This is a genomic window from Rhodococcus sp. IEGM 27 (genome assembly GCF_033142305.1).
Lineage (GTDB): Bacteria > Actinomycetota > Actinomycetes > Mycobacteriales > Mycobacteriaceae > Rhodococcus_F > Rhodococcus_F oxybenzonivorans.
The window spans coordinates 64,857-79,399 of sequence record NZ_JAWLSG010000001.1; the positions used below are offsets into that span (position 1 = coordinate 64,857).

Consider the following 14,543-nt stretch of genomic DNA (forward strand, 5'->3'; position numbering starts at 1 on the left):
GTCCCAAAGTGCGCTGACCGAAAAGCGTGCGAGGCTACCTCAGAGACCGCAACAGCACATTGGTGAGGAGTTTGACGTCGTTCGGCGTGTTCTGCAGTGCGTTCCACCGTCGGTCGTCGCCCGGCGCCAGTTGCCACGTACCACTCATCCACGCCGTGACATCACTGAGATCCGCGAGTTTACGATCCAGTCCAGCTGACGGAAGATCATCCGCCAACTTTCCGTCGGTGAGTGAATCCATTACATAACCCATCGACTGAATTCCCACGCCGTGCGTGAGTCGAGACTTTCGGGGAAGTTGCTTCCACTCAATCGGCCAGGTGCTTTCGACGAGGCCCCAAAAAATTTTGAGATGCAGAACCATCTGCTCAATGTCGCCGGTACCGTCTTCCGGGTTTCGATACTGGTAGAGCGCGCCGTCGTAAAGACTGTTCTCAATCATCTTGAGCACACTGTTGTCTTTGATGTAACCGTCGGGCGAGGTCGGGGTAGAAATGGCACCGAAAAAAGGACTATCCGTATCGATATTCAGTCGAACCATCACTTGCGCAGGCAACTGGCGGCGCTTGTACTTCGGAGGCAGATAGCCGGTCGTCTCCGGCAGCAATTCGTGAATCAGCCCCTTTGGCAAGGGCTTCGTGTTGTTCACCAGGATGAATTGCGATCTCTGCTCCTCCGCGCCATCGGCAATAAACCCGACTGCAGCCACAGGGAACTCAGCTAGATCCGCGTCACGGATCGCAGCAGTACGCTGCTGACCATCGACCAGCAGGGCCGGTTTCTCGGCTTCGTCGAGACTCTCGTCGACAGGGATCACCAACTCCCCAGGTGTGGCGTAGTCGACGGTCCGACGGGACCTCGACGGCTTAAACTCTACGCGCGAATCGAAGGCGAGCACGATCGCGTTGGGCAGCATGGCATTGTCCGACTCCAGGTATCGACGGATCGCCTTGATATGGCTGAGCACCTCCGGTCGCTGGTAACCCGACAGGTCGCCTTCATTGCCACGGTTGACCCTCGACACGGTCGTGAAGTCGTGCAACTTCTTACCATCGACCGCGAAGCAATAGATGCGGCGGTTACCCTGCTTAACCTCCAGAGCAGGAACCCGGACCTCGTACTTGTCAGCCATGCTTTCCCTTCCGCTTCGTAGCCCGACAAGGCAACACCGACATCTTCTCTGCGAGCACCGACAAGTTGTGAAACCCTCGTCTTTTGTTGCGTTCGGTCCCTCGGAATATCGCCATCTCGATCCCATGCTCTGCGCAGAGACCACACTGACAGGCCTTCCACGGAGCATGTTCGAGGGTCCGCCGATACTGCTCGTCGTACGTCTTCTTGACCCCGACAACGTTTTCGTACGCAATCGTTGCTGCCAGCGCTTCGTCCACCGTGCATGCTCCACGGTCGAATGCGCGAAGTCGTGCAAGACACTCACGCTCAGCCTTGACCGCTTCAGCTTGCGCGACCTTCCCCGACAGAACTGCACGCTTGAGCGTTACGTTGCCGTCCACCTGAGGCACCCGTATTGCGGCATAGGTTGTGGTGGCGGTGTGGTAGTTGTCGCGATCGTCCATGAAGGACTGACGGAAGGACGACGTGCTGTCGAAGCTGGAGACGCCGTATGACGCGAACGATTCGATGGAGTCGACCCGCGTTATTCCAAGAAGGTGCAGTTTCGTCGACTTGCGCCGAATCTTATCGATCTCTTTCAGACAATCGAGAATGTCGGGTGTCTTCAACGGCACCATACCGCCGAGTGCGATGCGCTTGTACCCCATCCTCTGTAATTCCTTGACGCTGTCGGCGTAACTCGCGGGATCCCACCCCTGGGCAGCTCCGACCGGTTCAACAGAAGACTTGCGCTTCTTTGCCTCCGCGATGAATGCTTCGGCGTAACGCAGCGATATCCGGCGCCTGTTGACCCACTCGTCCGGTGGTTCGAAGTTGATAAGACCAGGTCGTTGATAGCCGAGAATGATGTGATCAATGCTGACGCCGGCCTCGAACCCGCACTGCTCGTAGAAGTCGAGTACCTCATCAACCGAATATGGCGGTTCCGGTTCGTTTACGTAGTTGAACGCGCCACAGTCCCCTAGCGTCTCGACCCCGTCCGGCAGACGAAAGAACCCGCGGACGCCTAGTCGGTAGAGACGCTGCCGTTGGGGCATCGAGTATTTGCCGGGGCCGCTAACGGAGCCATCAACGATCGCCTTAGATACGAGGATTCCATCGTAGGCAGGCGCAGACAGCACTTCGTGCGCATAGCGGTCGTCGCGTTGACGAACGCGCAACGGCGAGTACTCGTCGTGAACGAAGTCATATGTCGGACTGACCAGGTCTTGGCTATCAGGAAAGTAAAACTTCACTTCTTCTCCATGCGTGCCTCGACGTACGCTCGCGCCAGAAAGTTCGAGAGAGCCGAGATGTGGCGCGGGGTGTTTTGCAGTTCATTCCACGGCAAGCCCAACTCATCCCAGGTTCCACTCGTCCAGTGGCACCGATTCACGATGCGTGTCAGCTCGTATTTGGTGGTCTCGTATGCGGTGGGCGAGTTCACGTCTACATGGGCCATGACTCGATCCATCAACCGACTCATTGCACGGATTCCGACCCCGCCCATCAGCCTGGACCGCGTAGGCGGCTTGCCCCACGCGTCCGGGAACAGATCGCGAACGGAGGTCCAATATGTGAGGAGAAGTTTGCGAATCCCCTCGGTATCGGTCGATCCCGTCGCCATGTTCCGATATGGGAACAGAACTCCAGAGGGAGACTCAAGAGATTCCTTGAGGGCTTCAACCAACCCCGTGTCTGTGACCACGCTCTTTCGTCGGTCGTCAATATCGGTCGATGCCCGCTTGATCAGGCCGGCAAATGGCGAGTCCGGGTCCTGATTGAGCATGTCGACAAGCGCCGACGGCAGGCGGCGGGCGGAAAGTCGCGGAGAGGGCGCTGCAAAGACTTCCGGTAGAAGTTCGGTCACAAGGTTCGGAGGCAGCGGCGAGACCGTGTTGATCCGAAGGAACTGTTCCCGTTGCATCGCGAGTGTGGGAGCGACGAAGCCCGCGATGGGGACGGGCATCCGCTTGTTCGTGGTGCGGGAGAGCGCCAAACTGCGTTGTTGTCCGTCGACAATCCATGCCGGTCGTGGATCGGTGTCATGTGTGGGCAAGGGGATTTCGAGTGTGCCGGCCGACGAGAGTCCGTCACTTGTGCTCGGGCCTCGGCTTGACCGGAAGCGAACAGATTCGGGGAGAGCGAGGATCAGTCCGTTCGGAAAGAGAACCTCGCCCGAGTTGAGGTAATCGAGAATTTGTTTGACGTGGCTGCGGCGTTCCGGCCGCTGATAACCGATCAGTTTCCCGGCGTCGTCTCGCGAGATCCGTGCAACGTCGGCAACCAGGTCGATCTCCTCGGCCGCGAGCGCAAACAGGTACACCGGCATCGCGTCGTTCTGTTGGATTCTCAGTGCACGACGTTCGAGGTGCTTTGCGTCGTCTGTCATGCCGACTCCTCACTAACGGTCAGGAAGATCTGGCGGAAGCGCTTTTGTTCACAGGCGATACCTGCGTCGCGTAGGTGGCGCAGCGCACGGGTCGCCGACAGCGATGCGTCGTTCGCAAGCAGGGGCATGATCAGTTGTCGGAGCTCGACATCGGTGACAGGTTTACGCTCGTAGACTTCGACTTTTCGGACGCGGGATTGCCATGTCGAGAACCCGGAAAGGTCTCGCTTGTCGAAGATCGACTTCGACGTTCGGCGGGCGACCCACGCCCGCGCCATTCGGTGGCCGATACTCGACGCGGTGCCGCCAAGGGACGCGCGGAGGGCCCGGTCGGCAGGTATGCGCGGCAAACCGTCAATATCTCTGGCACCCCCTACCAGCAGAACGTCACGACCACCGTGGGCGAGTCCGACCAGGTCGTCGTCCATCGCTTTTGCGTAGTTCTCCGAGAGCACCAACAACACACTGGGTGCGGCGATCGATGTGAGGGTCTGCGCATCGTCGAGGCCGCTGAGCGCACGCCACCACGCCCGGCGGGCAATCGTCCCGGAAGCGACGGTGTCAGCGTGACCACCGGAGAAGGTGGCCGCGTAGGCAGGGCCCATCTGGGAAACGGGCCGCAGACCGAGACCCGCGGACGCAACCATCAACGATGCCGCGAAACCGGCCGCCGTACACTCGCGATGCAGTAGACGTGCCTGTACCCACGCTTCGCCCTGATAGAGGTCGGCGAGTGGCACCAGGTCGCCGGCGGTCGTCACGCGCGACTTCCAGGCCGAGAATCGAAGTCCGACATCTCCTGCGGGCAGGCTGCGTGCCTGCAGGGACGCGTCGGGAGCCACAGACTTCCGTTCTGTGCAGTTGACAACGATCGCGAGTTTACGCACTCCACCTCCCTCTGTCGGACCCCGAAACTACACTACAACCGGATCTACTCGAACATGCAGTTTCCGATATGCTCCATCACCGGCCGACATCTTCAGGAGGAAAGATCATGGGAACCCCAGCGGTTGTGCTACTCAGCGGCGGCCTGGACTCAACCACCGTCCTTGCAATCGCCCGTGAACAGGGATTTACGCCATACGCGCTGTCCTTCCGCTACGGGCAACGGCACAGCGTCGAACTGGAAGCGGCCAGTCGCGTAGCCGAGACGATCGGCGTCGAACGCCACGTGATCACCGACATCGACCTGAGGACGTTCGGAGGATCCGCACTCACCGCCGACATCGATGTTCCCAAGCACGCCGACGTCACGGACGTCACCGAGGACATCCCCTCGACCTACGTCCCCGCCAGGAACACCATTTTCCTCTCGTTCGCACTCGCCTATGCCGAGACAGTCGCCGCCCAGGACATCTTCATCGGAGTCAATGCACTCGACTACTCCGGATACCCCGACTGCCGACCAGAGTTCATCCGGGCATTCGAAGACATGGCCAACCTGGCGACACGTGCCGGAGTCGAGGGCGCCCGACTCCGGATCCACACACCGCTGATCTCGATGTCGAAGGCCGAAATTGTGACGACCGGACTGCGCCTTGGAGTCGACTACAGCATTACCTCATCATGCTATGACCCAGACGGACAGGGACGCCCCTGCGGCCATTGCGACTCCTGCCTGCTAAGGCTGAAGGGGTTCTCCGAGGCCGGCCAATCGGATCCCCTCACCTATCAGGCAGTGTGAAGTGTCCTACAAGGTCAAAGAAATCTTCTACACGCTCCAGGGTGAAGGCATGCACGCCGGCCGGCCTGCCGTCTTCTGCAGATTCACTTCCTGCAACCTATGGACCGGTCGTGAGAGCGATCGGCACCGCGCAATCTGCAAGTTCTGCGACACAGACTTCGTCGGCACAGACGGTCCGGGGGGTGGAAAGTTTGCTACCGCGTCCGACTTAGCCTCGGCGATCGCCGACAAATGGCCTTCGTCGGACACCGACCATCGAATGGTCGTGTGCACCGGCGGCGAACCGTTGCTTCAACTAGATGAACCACTGACTACGGCACTGCATGAACGTGGCTTCTACATCGCCGTTGAAACGAACGGCACGCAGACGCCACCGCCTGGTGTCGATTGGCTGTGTGTGAGTCCGAAGCAGGGCGCCGAGTTGATTGTCGAATCCGGCGACGAACTGAAGTTGGTCTTCCCGCAGGTCGGTAGCGACCCCCGCCTATACGAAAGCCTGGCTTTTAAGAGCTTTCGCCTTCAACCCATGGACGGCGACGAGGTGGCGGCGAACACCGCCTCGGCTGTCGAATACTGCATGACTCACCCGAAGTGGCAACTAAGTCTCCAAACACACAAGTTTCTAGGGATACCATGACCGAGCAAATGGAAATTTTCCGCGAGTTCAACTTCGAAGCCGCACATCGACTGCCCAACGTTCCAGATGGGCACAAGTGTTCACGCCTGCACGGCCACTCCTACCGCTTTACCGTCCACATAGCCGGTCCCGTCGACGAACAGTTCGGATGGGTCATGGACTTCGGTGACCTCAAGTCGATCGTCAATCCTGTTGTCGCACGACTGGATCACTACTATCTGAACGACATCGAAGGCCTTAAGAACCCCACAAGCGAAGTGCTCGCGAAGTGGATCTGGGACGAACTCGAAGAGAACCTTCCGCTGCTGACCGCGGTCACGGTCCGCGAGACCTGCACCTCGGGCTGCACATATCGCGGAACTCGCGCCGTCCTCACAAGCTAGATTCGCACCTATCAGCTCCGGAGAGAGCACATGCATCCGCAAGTCTCGGAAACAGTTTTCGTTGACGGTATCCAGTTTTCGCTGCTGGACGCGCTCGTGCCCCTGATCCCGGGCGACATGTTCATCTCGCGTACGAATACCCATGGAACGAGGCCGCACTCCGGAGTCTGGGTGATAAGGGATGACGTTCTAATGCTCATCGATTTCGCGGTCGCCGAGATTGACGATGTAACTCAGTCGCAAGCGCAATCAAGGACATGCATTCATCTCCCACATCGTGCGCGTTGGTACACAGGTGAACTCATTCTGAACGCACCCACGTTCGCAGCATTCGCAGCGGGCCCCCAACCAGATCCGACAAGGTTGACCATGGCGCTGACCGTCGCCGGAGGCATCGTGACTGGACGGAAGTATGCGAATACGCGACGTACCACGATGTACGCATCGATTCCGACGACGTAGAGACTGACCACCCCTCAATGATTCAGTGTCAGGTACGGTCTGGATGTTCTCGTAACTGACCACCACGCCGCGGGCGAGTTTGAGTTCTTCGACGTCGCGCAGGCTCGAACGCGAACAAGCGATACAGTCACACGGCATATCCGACCACCTCGATCGGATACCGATACCTGTAGAGCGTGTCTCACGTGGAAAGTTGCTTGAAGCAGGTAGTGCGGGACGAGGTAAAGGAATTTGGCGAAGTGTTCGCCGTGACGTTCGTAGCGGATGGTCAGGCGTCGGTATTCGGTGCGCCAGGCGATAGTGCGTTCGATCTTCCACGAATACCGCCCAGTCGATCATTTCTCTCGATGCCGCGACGAGCGATCCGCGGAGCCATGCCGCGTTCGCGTAAACACCGGCGATGTTCGTCGTAGTCGTAGCCTTTGTCGGCGCGGATCTTCCCCCGGCTTGCGGCGGTGCGGGCCACACCGGGGCTCCACGGCCGGGATCACCACCAATGACTGCAGCATCGTGCTGTCGTGCGTGTTCGCCTCGGTCACAACCACAGCCAGTGGGGTTCGATTCGCTTCGTGACCAGTCGAGTTCGCCCGCGGTACCGACCCAGTCGAGCACCTCGCGATGGAGTTTCTCGCACACCCCGGCCCGCATCCAGGTGCTGAAGCATCGATACGCCGTCGGAACTGTGACTCCGAAGAAGGGCGGCAGGTGCCGCCACGCGCGTCCACTGCCACCTACCACGCGTCAATCTGTCCCACATATCACTTCATCCACATCAGACACGCTATGAGTCCGCAGGTGAGTATTAGGTTTGCGATATGAACACCTCTTGGCAGGACCCCAAGTCCATCTCGTCGATGCTCTACGACTGGGAGACGTGGGCGATAGTCGGACTCTCCGGCAATCCGGAACGGACGGCGTACCGCATCGCTCAGTTGCTGCAGGAACGCGGCAAACGCATCGTTCCCATCCACCCCACCGCCCCGACGGTGCTGGGCGAGCAGGGTTACCCCACTCTCGCGGACGTGCCGTTTCCCATCGATGTCGTGGACGTGTTCCGTCAGTCCGATGCTGCGGGGGAATTCGCTGACCAAGCCGTCCAAGTGGGGGCAAAAGGCGTGTGGTTCCAGCTCGGCGTCATCGACGAAGAAGCGTTCCGACGCACAACCGAAAAGGGACTGGCCATGGTGATGGATACGTGCCCGGCAATCGAGTGGAACAAGCGGAGCTGACTCGCTGATCCCGGTGTAGGTCGAGTCGGGCAGTTTCGAACGTATGACTACCCTGGACCGAAACCGTGCAAATCGGACAGCGATCCTGCACGGTGCCCGGTCGTCAAACGGAAGGTTCTACCCATGGCCATCGACTACACCCGTCGCCCCTCCACCCCGGCCGCACCGCAGGGCGGTGTCAATTTGAGCAAGGTGACGTTGTCGAAGGCAGCACCGTCGGTCAGCCTTACCAAGTCGGGTGAGCGGCAGGGCGCGATGCGGGTCAACCTGAACTGGTCCACTGGCGTGACGCCGCAACCGAAGAAGACCGGCTTCTTCGCGAAGCTCGCGGCGGCCGCGGGCGGCAACACCGGCATCGACCTGGACCTCGGCTGCCTCTACGAACTCACCGACGGATCGAAGGGCGTGGTCCAGGCACTCGGCAACACCTTCGGTTCGCTGCAGGACGCCCCGTTCATCAAGCTCGACGCAGACGACCGCACCGGCACCGTGACCGGCGGCGAGAATATGCATATCAATCTGGATCGCCCGGAGATGTTCAAGCGCATCCTCATCTTCGCGATGATCTACGACGGCGCACCCAACTGGGCCGCAGTGGACGGCGTCGTCACCCTGTACCCCACCAGCGGTCCCGAGGTGGAGGTTCGCCTCGACTCCTCGAACAGCTCCGCTCGCATCTGTGCCATCGCGATGCTGCACAACACCAGTCAGGGCATCACTGTGACCCGCGAAGTGAACTACATCGAAGGCAGCCAGGCCGACCTCGACAAGGCCTACAGCTGGGGCATGAAGTGGGCAGCCGGCCGCAAGTGACAGGCGCGGGCCCTACCGGTTCTGATCGAATGTCACACTCCCCCGCGCTAACGTCGGAGCATGTTCAGTACTGAGATCGAGGTGCGCACGGGCGCTGAGCCGGTGGTGCACGACCTGACCCGTGAGATCGAGAAGTTCCTCGCCTCGGCCGGTGCCGGCGATGGCCTGCTGCATGTGTGGGTGCCACACGCCACTGCCGGGCTCGTCGTCATCGAAACCGGCGCGGGCAGCGACGACGACCTCCTGCGGGCAATCGACGACGTCCTGCCCCGCGACGACCGGTGGAGGCACCGCCACGGCAGCCATGGACACGGCCGCGATCACGTGTTGCCGGCGTTCCTGCCGCCCTACGCGTCGGTGCCCGTCATCGACGGCACCGTTGCGACGGGGACCTGGCAATCCGTGTGCCTCGTCGACACCAACGTCGACAACCCGGTGCGCCGCGTCCGCTTCAGCTTTCTCGCCGGGTGAGCTGACGCGTGGGGCGAACTCCCAATCACATGTACGCGAGTGTCCGTGCCACGGAATAGGTTTCGGGCAGGTTCGCCGCCTCGTCGGTGGATGAACGGTCCACCCACGTTTCCAGTGCCGCTCGGAGTACTGCGATCGACACATCCACGGCCAGCCGAATCTGCAGTTCGGAGCAGTCGAATCGTTTCGACACCGCATCGACCAGAGTCGCGTTCCGCGCCACGCTCGCACGCGCCAGCACAGCGCGCAGCGTCGGCTCCTTCTTGATGAGCTTGTTTACCCGCAGCAATCGCCGAGATGCGATCGACGAACTGTCCGAGTACGTCGCCAAAGCTGCAGCGAAGGACGTTTCCAGCGCGAGTCGCGGTGACATATCCGAGTCGAGTCGGTCGAGCCCTGCAGTCAAGACCGCCTCGAAGGCCCAGTGGTCTCGGAGTGCCGCCTCTTCCTTGGTGGCGAAGTAGCGAAAGAACGTGCGCTGTGACACGCCCGCCGCCTGCGCGATCTCACCAACCGTCGTGGCTTCGACACCCTTGTGCTCGAACAGGGTGAGCGCAGTCTCGCTGATCTCCACATTTGTCTGCTCACGCCGCCGCTCCCGCAGCCCAGGCTGGCCGGCGGGCAGGTGAGGCGACACGGGGAACGCGTCGAGTCTGGTCATCGCTGGCCCTCACAATCGGTAGAAGCCCTACCAGTCGCTCACAGGTGGTCACCGGTTGTCAATATGGCAGCGTGTGCCATAATGTACTCGAAGGGTGGTAATCAATGAATCTCAATATCGGAGACATTTTCCTGTACCCGCACCATGGGTCCGTGACGGTAACGAAGCTCACGACCCGGATGTTCAAAGATCTACCCACTGCATACGTGCAGTTCGAAGTTGCTCAGAATGGGCTGCAGATCGAGATACCGGTGGCGAAAGCCGAGGCGATCGGTGTGCGCAACGCAATCAATACCGACGAAGTCGGTCGAGTGTTCGAGATCCTGCAAGGCCCGACAATCGACGACCCGTCCAACTGGTCCAGGCGGTTCAAGGCCAATCAGGAGAAGATCACCGTCGGTGGCATCTTTACGGTGAGTGAAGTGATCCGCGATCTGATGACGCGGTCGCTGGCCAAGCCGCTCTCGGCCGGAGAAAAGCGCCAGCTCGAGCACGCAATGCAGCTCGTCATCTCCGAACTCGTCCTCGCCATGAAGACGACCCCCGAGGCCACGAGACGCCGTATCGAATCGATCTACGAAACCACCGCCGTCGCTGTCTAGTTCGGCGGTTCGTGTTTTGTAATCACCCAGCGTGTTGCCAACGGCAGCAGCCCGGATACAAGGTCCGGGCTGCTGCCGTTGTCGTTGAGCCGCACCACTTCCCCCGCTGTAACGACGGAACTACCGCGACGGTGCTCGTTCAGCTACTACCGAACAAGCTCCCCAGCGATCCGCTTCCCGAACCAGCCCCGTAGGTGATCACCACGGATGAGACGGCGTCGACACCGGCCGCACTGATGGTCCCGTCGGGCGCGTAGGACGAACCGCCTCCGCCTCCACCGCCACCAAGGTTCTCGGCGCCGCCGCCGCCACCGAACCAGCCGCCGCCACCCCCGCCACCGGTCTCGGATCCAGCTCCGCCGACCCCGGCAAGGCCCGCCGATCCGTCGGGATTGTCACCACCGTTGCCGCCGACACCACCCGCGTCGGCCTGACCGCCACCCCCGGCTCCTCCCCCGCCACCGGCCTGACCTGCGGGTGCGTTGGGAGCGAGGTTGCCGCCGCCACCGATGTAGGTGTCTCCGGCACCGCCGCCACCCGACGCGACGATTTGCCGATCGGCCAGCTCACCCGTTCCGATCCGAACGTCGGATGCGCCGCCACCGCCGCCTGCGCCAGTGCCACCGACTCCGCCGCCGTTGAACCCGGCCGCACCCGTGCCGTCGCCACCGTTGCCGCCGACGAGCACATACAGGGCGTCGCCGGGCGTGACGGGAAGTGAGCGCGACGCGACAGCGCCGAAGCCGCCGAGCACGGAAGCGGCGTTTCCACCGCGAGCACCCGTAGCGGTCACGTCCAGGCTGGTGATGCCCTCCGGAACCGTGAAGGACTGGGCACCGCCGGTGAAGGTGAAGGTGCACGTCACCGTACTGCCCGACCCCTGCACGCAACCCGTCGGCAGTGCCGGGGCGGCCACGGCGACACCGGGCGCGAGCAGCGCGGATGCGCCGACTACGGCCAACCCGCACACCCCGCTCATGTACCAGCGGCGTCGTGTTTTCGTGTGCTGATCTGTCATGTCAGTCGTCCCCCGTCGCAGGCTGATCCCGATTGATCGTCTCGGTTCGGAGCATCCCACAGCGTTTGCCGGCCCGCGGCGGATCGAGGGATCGAGAAAAGTCTGAACGCCCGCTAAACGGGACCCGGCTGTTCGCGACCGGTCCGCAGCGGCTATGAAGGAGTGATAGACCGATTTGGTTTCGGAACCCAAGAGCAGTTTCTAGTGCGAGGTAAAGCAGATGAATGGTGCGGCGGCCATCGGTGATGGCATCTTCCAGATACCTGTCCCTATTACGGACAACCCCCTCGGTCACACACTGGTCTACGCGATGGAATCCCCGGGTGGACTGATCCTCGTCGACGCCGGTTGGGACGACGACAACGCCTGGGCCGGGCTCACCTCCGGGCTGGAGGAGATCGGCCACTCCGTGAAGGACGTGGAGGGCGTTGTCCTCACCCACTTCCATCCCGACCACACGGGGCTGTGCGGACGGGTGCGGGAGGCGTCGGGTGCGTGGATCGCGATGCACGAGTCCGACCACGAATTGTTCGCGCACATGTCTTCCGGTCGCAGCGACGAATGGCTGGAGTTTCAGCGCCTCAACATGGTCCGTGCCGGCGCCGGCGCCGACGAGGTAGCGGCGTTCGAGCAGGCGGTGACCACCGAGCCGCCCACAGGCCCGAGTTCGGCTCCCGACCGCGTTCTCGTCGACGACGAACTGATCGCCCTCGCCGGCCGCGGGCTGCGTGCCGTCTACACCCCCGGCCACACACCCGGGCACGTCTGCTTCTACCTCGAAGACGCCGACGTCATGTTCACCGGTGACCACGTGCTGCAGAAGACGACCCCGCATGTCGGCAACTTCGTCTACCCCCTCGAGGAACGCGATGCCCTCGCCGAGTTCTTCGACTCGCTGCGCCGCGTGCAGAAGATGGAGATCACCCGCGGTCTCGGCGCCCACGGAATCCCCATCGACGATGTCGCGGGTCGCGCCGGCGAGTTGATCCAACATCATGAGGAACGGCTCGACCACCTCCATCACGCGTTCGGCGACGACCAGCTCAGCGTGTGGGATGTGGCCGCACGGATGAAGTGGTACAAGCCGTGGGCCGACATCTCGCCGATGGGCAAGCACATGGCGCTCTCCGAGGGTGCGGCCCACTTGCGGCACCTCGTCGCCCGCGGCCTCGTCGCGCAGGTTCCGGGTAGCGATCCCGCCCTGTTCGCGCGCGTCTGATCCGGAGACTCCACTGCGTGGTGATCGACGCGGGGTCACTATCCAGGTGGTGTCGGCCGGACTTTGAAGAGGACCTCGGAAAGCGGACGACGAGATGTGGTCGGAAGCGTCTGCTCATGGGTTGCCACTCCCACCCGAATGAGCACTTGCGGCAACCCAGGGTCCGCGGAGAGGTCCCGGACGAGGGTACGAGTGGCCGGCATCTCGGTGAGGTGAGTGACCGGACACGTGGCGAGCCCGCGGGCTGCACATGTGAGCAGCACAGCGGACAGCGCCTCGCCACAGCGCAACCAGTCCAGTCTGGAATCTGCGTCGGTGGTGAGTAGCAGGATCGCGGCCCGATCCTGCCGTGCAGCCGGATCCGCCGATGCCGCGGTGCCCGAGGGGAAGTCGCGAGCCAGTGACACGGAACGGCGTTGAGTGGCAGACGGTAACGCCGCTTCGGGCACCCCGTGCGGGAAAGAATCCGGATGACCGGCCCACCATCTGAGTTCGGCTTGATACATCGGATTGCCCCCACGGAGACCGGAGAGCCGCAGGGACGCATCCTCGAGCGCTGCTCGGCTGCGCTCGTCGAGAACGACGAGGCGAACACCGCCCCTTTCCGACACAGCGTGCAGATGCGGAATTGTCTCGTCCCACGACGGTGGTGCAGTGAACGGCAACCTGTCGGTACTTCTCGTCGGAATTGCTTCCGCCAGGCGGGCGTCGTCCGGCACGATCTCGCGCTGGTGGAACATGCCAACCGTCGCAAGGAGCTCGCGGTCGGCCCGGGCCGGCATCCGATCGATGTCGAAGCCCCAGCCCTGTGCAGCGAAGGCATATTCGAGATGGTTCAGCGCAGCGCCGCAGGAAATCACCATTTGACGACCGAAGTCGTCCGTCGCGGGAAGAAGGCGATCGGGATCACTGAACAGTGAAAGCCCGAACCGGTCGACAACCCAACGCCACGGCTGACTGTTGTGGAGCGACGGCGCCCTGCACGCAAGGGCCACTGCAGATTCGAGAGATGCTCGGTCGGGCATAGCGGAGGTCATCGATGCTCCCGGTGACGTGATTCTTCCGGTTGTCGTCAATCGAACAACGGTCAACTGATCGTCCATCCCGGGGTCCGGTCAACGTTGCCCCATTCACGATCCCACCGCCGCATCCGCTCGCGCGAGCCTGCCCATCGGAAGAGGGCCAGTAGAACAACGGCAGTGGTCGCGCCGATGGCCCATACACACAGTGCCGCGCTCACTGCGATGGCGGCGTTCTCCGTTCCGGTCCTCGGCTCGTCCACGACGTCGCCGCTCGCATCGATCCAGACGTCGACGGTATCGCCCGCCTGTGCATTCGGTGGAGCCTCCACGTCCCCTGTGCGAGGTGATCCGTCAGAGGCACGCCACCGCGCCGACGCGTAGTCGTGGGTCAGCGGAGACCGGGTATACCCGTCGTCCATTCGGGGCTTCGGGTCATCGACGAGGACGGCGGTCGTCACATGCCGGTTTGCGCGGTCGGTCCGGGACTGTTCACTCAGGTCGGTGTAGCTGACCGTGCCGAATGCCGCCGCACACGGCACCAGCATGAGCACGAAAAGGACGGCCATCAGGACCGCGAGCGACTCGAATCGATCACTCGGGCGCATCAACGAGTTCCGGCTCCACGGGGCCAGTCGCCACCACCGCAAGGTGAGTGGCTGCGTGCTGTCCATCCCCACCTCCTCGGAACGCTCCTCTTCCGAGTGTTCCGCGATGAATCCGAGGAGCGTAGAGCACAAAGTCATCGGCCCAGGACTCTTCCACGAGCGCCCACCCGGCGTGGGCCACGGCGCCTGAATCGGTGACCTTCGGCCCTGGAACAAAGCTCCTGGTTATCGG

16 protein-coding genes and 1 pseudogene are annotated in these 14,543 nt (G+C 62.0%); 8 read left to right on the forward strand and 9 right to left on the reverse strand.

The genetic code is table 11. The features are described 5' to 3' along the window. Nucleotides 1–34: 34 nt before the first annotated feature. Genes dbpB (R4P95_RS00295) through R4P95_RS00310 form a run of 4 tightly spaced genes read right to left on the reverse strand, consistent with a single transcriptional unit; the run spans nucleotide 35 to nucleotide 4,392 of the window. On the reverse strand, nucleotides 35–1,132 hold the full coding sequence (dbpB, locus tag R4P95_RS00295; RefSeq protein WP_317746812.1) for a DGQHR domain-containing protein DpdB: 1,098 nt from the start codon (nucleotides 1,130–1,132) through the stop codon (nucleotides 35–37). After that, nucleotides 1,125–2,369 (reverse strand): tRNA-guanine transglycosylase DpdA, encoded by a 1,245-nt coding sequence (gene dpdA / locus R4P95_RS00300; protein ID WP_317746811.1) that lies wholly within the window; start codon nucleotides 2,367–2,369, stop codon nucleotides 1,125–1,127. Before dpdA ends, dbpB (R4P95_RS00295) begins: the two co-directional genes overlap by 8 nt. Next, nucleotides 2,366–3,505 carry a DGQHR domain-containing protein DpdB gene (dbpB, locus tag R4P95_RS00305; protein WP_317746810.1) on the reverse strand — a complete coding sequence of 380 codons (1,140 nt, stop codon included), beginning with the start codon at nucleotides 3,503–3,505 and terminating at the stop codon, nucleotides 2,366–2,368. The genes dpdA and dbpB (R4P95_RS00305) overlap by 4 nt, the downstream gene beginning before the upstream one ends. After that, nucleotides 3,502–4,392 carry a hypothetical protein gene (locus tag R4P95_RS00310; RefSeq protein ID WP_317746809.1) on the reverse strand — a complete coding sequence of 297 codons (891 nt, stop codon included), beginning with the start codon at nucleotides 4,390–4,392 and terminating at the stop codon, nucleotides 3,502–3,504. The genes dbpB (R4P95_RS00305) and R4P95_RS00310 overlap by 4 nt, the downstream gene beginning before the upstream one ends. A 107-nt stretch (nucleotides 4,393–4,499) precedes the next feature. On the opposite strand from R4P95_RS00310, the gene queC reads away from it, so the two are divergent. Genes queC through queD form a run of 3 tightly spaced genes read left to right on the forward strand, consistent with a single transcriptional unit; the run spans nucleotide 4,500 to nucleotide 6,209 of the window. Beyond that, nucleotides 4,500–5,189: a 7-cyano-7-deazaguanine synthase QueC gene (queC, locus tag R4P95_RS00315; protein ID WP_317746808.1), complete on the forward strand. Its 690-nt coding sequence runs from the start codon at nucleotides 4,500–4,502 to the stop codon at nucleotides 5,187–5,189. A 1-nt stretch (nucleotide 5,190) separates the two neighbouring features. After that, a complete protein-coding gene (gene queE / locus R4P95_RS00320) occupies nucleotides 5,191–5,826 on the forward strand; it encodes a 7-carboxy-7-deazaguanine synthase (RefSeq protein WP_317746807.1) in 636 nt (211 codons plus the stop codon). A gap of 8 nt (nucleotides 5,827–5,834) precedes the next feature. Further along, entirely contained in the window at nucleotides 5,835–6,209 is a 375-nt protein-coding gene (gene queD / locus R4P95_RS00325) for a 6-carboxytetrahydropterin synthase QueD (protein ID WP_317746868.1), read from the forward strand. A 758-nt stretch (nucleotides 6,210–6,967) separates the two neighbouring features. Here the strand turns inward: queD and R4P95_RS00330 are convergent. Next, a pseudogene (locus tag R4P95_RS00330) lies at nucleotides 6,968–7,397 on the reverse strand (transposase); the annotation flags it as partial. An 89-nt stretch (nucleotides 7,398–7,486) separates the two neighbouring features. Here R4P95_RS00330 and R4P95_RS00335 point away from each other — a divergent pair. From R4P95_RS00335 to R4P95_RS00345, 3 genes are all read left to right on the forward strand, one after another. Next, complete coding sequence (locus tag R4P95_RS00335) at nucleotides 7,487–7,900, forward strand: CoA-binding protein (protein WP_317746806.1); 414 nt, start codon at nucleotides 7,487–7,489, stop codon at nucleotides 7,898–7,900. A gap of 123 nt (nucleotides 7,901–8,023) precedes the next feature. Then, a complete protein-coding gene (locus tag R4P95_RS00340; protein WP_317746805.1) occupies nucleotides 8,024–8,713 on the forward strand; it encodes a tellurium resistance protein in 690 nt (229 codons plus the stop codon). Between the two features lie 60 nt (nucleotides 8,714–8,773). Then, nucleotides 8,774–9,184 (forward strand): secondary thiamine-phosphate synthase enzyme YjbQ, encoded by a 411-nt coding sequence (locus R4P95_RS00345; RefSeq protein WP_317746804.1) that lies wholly within the window; start codon nucleotides 8,774–8,776, stop codon nucleotides 9,182–9,184. A 25-nt stretch (nucleotides 9,185–9,209) separates the two neighbouring features. On the opposite strand, the gene R4P95_RS00350 is transcribed toward R4P95_RS00345, so the two are convergent. Beyond that, on the reverse strand, nucleotides 9,210–9,845 hold the full coding sequence (locus R4P95_RS00350; protein WP_317746803.1) for a TetR family transcriptional regulator: 636 nt from the start codon (nucleotides 9,843–9,845) through the stop codon (nucleotides 9,210–9,212). A gap of 152 nt (nucleotides 9,846–9,997) precedes the next feature. On the opposite strand from R4P95_RS00350, the gene R4P95_RS00355 reads away from it, so the two are divergent. After that, nucleotides 9,998–10,447 carry a CarD family transcriptional regulator gene (locus R4P95_RS00355; RefSeq protein WP_249353907.1) on the forward strand — a complete coding sequence of 150 codons (450 nt, stop codon included), beginning with the start codon at nucleotides 9,998–10,000 and terminating at the stop codon, nucleotides 10,445–10,447. Nucleotides 10,448–10,586: 139 nt separating this feature from the next. Here the strand turns inward: R4P95_RS00355 and R4P95_RS00360 are convergent, their stop codons facing one another. Continuing rightward, entirely contained in the window at nucleotides 10,587–11,426 is an 840-nt protein-coding gene (locus R4P95_RS00360; protein ID WP_317746867.1) for a glycine-rich protein, read from the reverse strand. Between the two features lie 259 nt (nucleotides 11,427–11,685). On the opposite strand from R4P95_RS00360, the gene R4P95_RS00365 reads away from it, so the two are divergent. Further along, on the forward strand, nucleotides 11,686–12,684 hold the full coding sequence (locus tag R4P95_RS00365) for an MBL fold metallo-hydrolase (RefSeq protein ID WP_317746802.1): 999 nt from the start codon (nucleotides 11,686–11,688) through the stop codon (nucleotides 12,682–12,684). Nucleotides 12,685–12,722: 38 nt separating this feature from the next. On the opposite strand, the gene R4P95_RS00370 is transcribed toward R4P95_RS00365, so the two are convergent. Then, nucleotides 12,723–13,721 (reverse strand): Acg family FMN-binding oxidoreductase, encoded by a 999-nt coding sequence (locus R4P95_RS00370; protein WP_317746801.1) that lies wholly within the window; start codon nucleotides 13,719–13,721, stop codon nucleotides 12,723–12,725. Between the two features lie 50 nt (nucleotides 13,722–13,771). Further along, nucleotides 13,772–14,377 (reverse strand): hypothetical protein, encoded by a 606-nt coding sequence (locus R4P95_RS00375; protein WP_317746800.1) that lies wholly within the window; start codon nucleotides 14,375–14,377, stop codon nucleotides 13,772–13,774. Nucleotides 14,378–14,543: the final 166 nt, after the last annotated feature.

What these genes read in the sequence shown, in the direction of transcription:
- dbpB (WP_317746812.1), bottom strand. Translation starts at nt 1,132, where the DNA reads ATGGCTGACAAGTACGAGGTCCGGGTTCCTGCTCTGGAGGTTAAGCAG.
- dbpB (WP_317746810.1), bottom strand. Translation starts at nt 3,505, where the DNA reads ATGACAGACGACGCAAAGCACCTCGAACGTCGTGCACTGAGAATCCAA.
- queC (WP_317746808.1), top strand. Translation starts at nt 4,500, where the DNA reads ATGGGAACCCCAGCGGTTGTGCTACTCAGCGGCGGCCTGGACTCAACC.
- queD (WP_317746868.1), top strand. Translation starts at nt 5,835, where the DNA reads ATGGAAATTTTCCGCGAGTTCAACTTCGAAGCCGCACATCGACTGCCC.
- R4P95_RS00335 (WP_317746806.1), top strand. Translation starts at nt 7,487, where the DNA reads ATGAACACCTCTTGGCAGGACCCCAAGTCCATCTCGTCGATGCTCTAC.
- R4P95_RS00340 (WP_317746805.1), top strand. Translation starts at nt 8,024, where the DNA reads ATGGCCATCGACTACACCCGTCGCCCCTCCACCCCGGCCGCACCGCAG.
- R4P95_RS00345 (WP_317746804.1), top strand. Translation starts at nt 8,774, where the DNA reads ATGTTCAGTACTGAGATCGAGGTGCGCACGGGCGCTGAGCCGGTGGTG.
- R4P95_RS00350 (WP_317746803.1), bottom strand. Translation starts at nt 9,845, where the DNA reads ATGACCAGACTCGACGCGTTCCCCGTGTCGCCTCACCTGCCCGCCGGC.
- R4P95_RS00360 (WP_317746867.1), bottom strand. Translation starts at nt 11,426, where the DNA reads ATGAGCGGGGTGTGCGGGTTGGCCGTAGTCGGCGCATCCGCGCTGCTC.
- R4P95_RS00365 (WP_317746802.1), top strand. Translation starts at nt 11,686, where the DNA reads ATGAATGGTGCGGCGGCCATCGGTGATGGCATCTTCCAGATACCTGTC.
- R4P95_RS00370 (WP_317746801.1), bottom strand. Translation starts at nt 13,721, where the DNA reads ATGACCTCCGCTATGCCCGACCGAGCATCTCTCGAATCTGCAGTGGCC.
- R4P95_RS00375 (WP_317746800.1), bottom strand. Translation starts at nt 14,377, where the DNA reads ATGGACAGCACGCAGCCACTCACCTTGCGGTGGTGGCGACTGGCCCCG.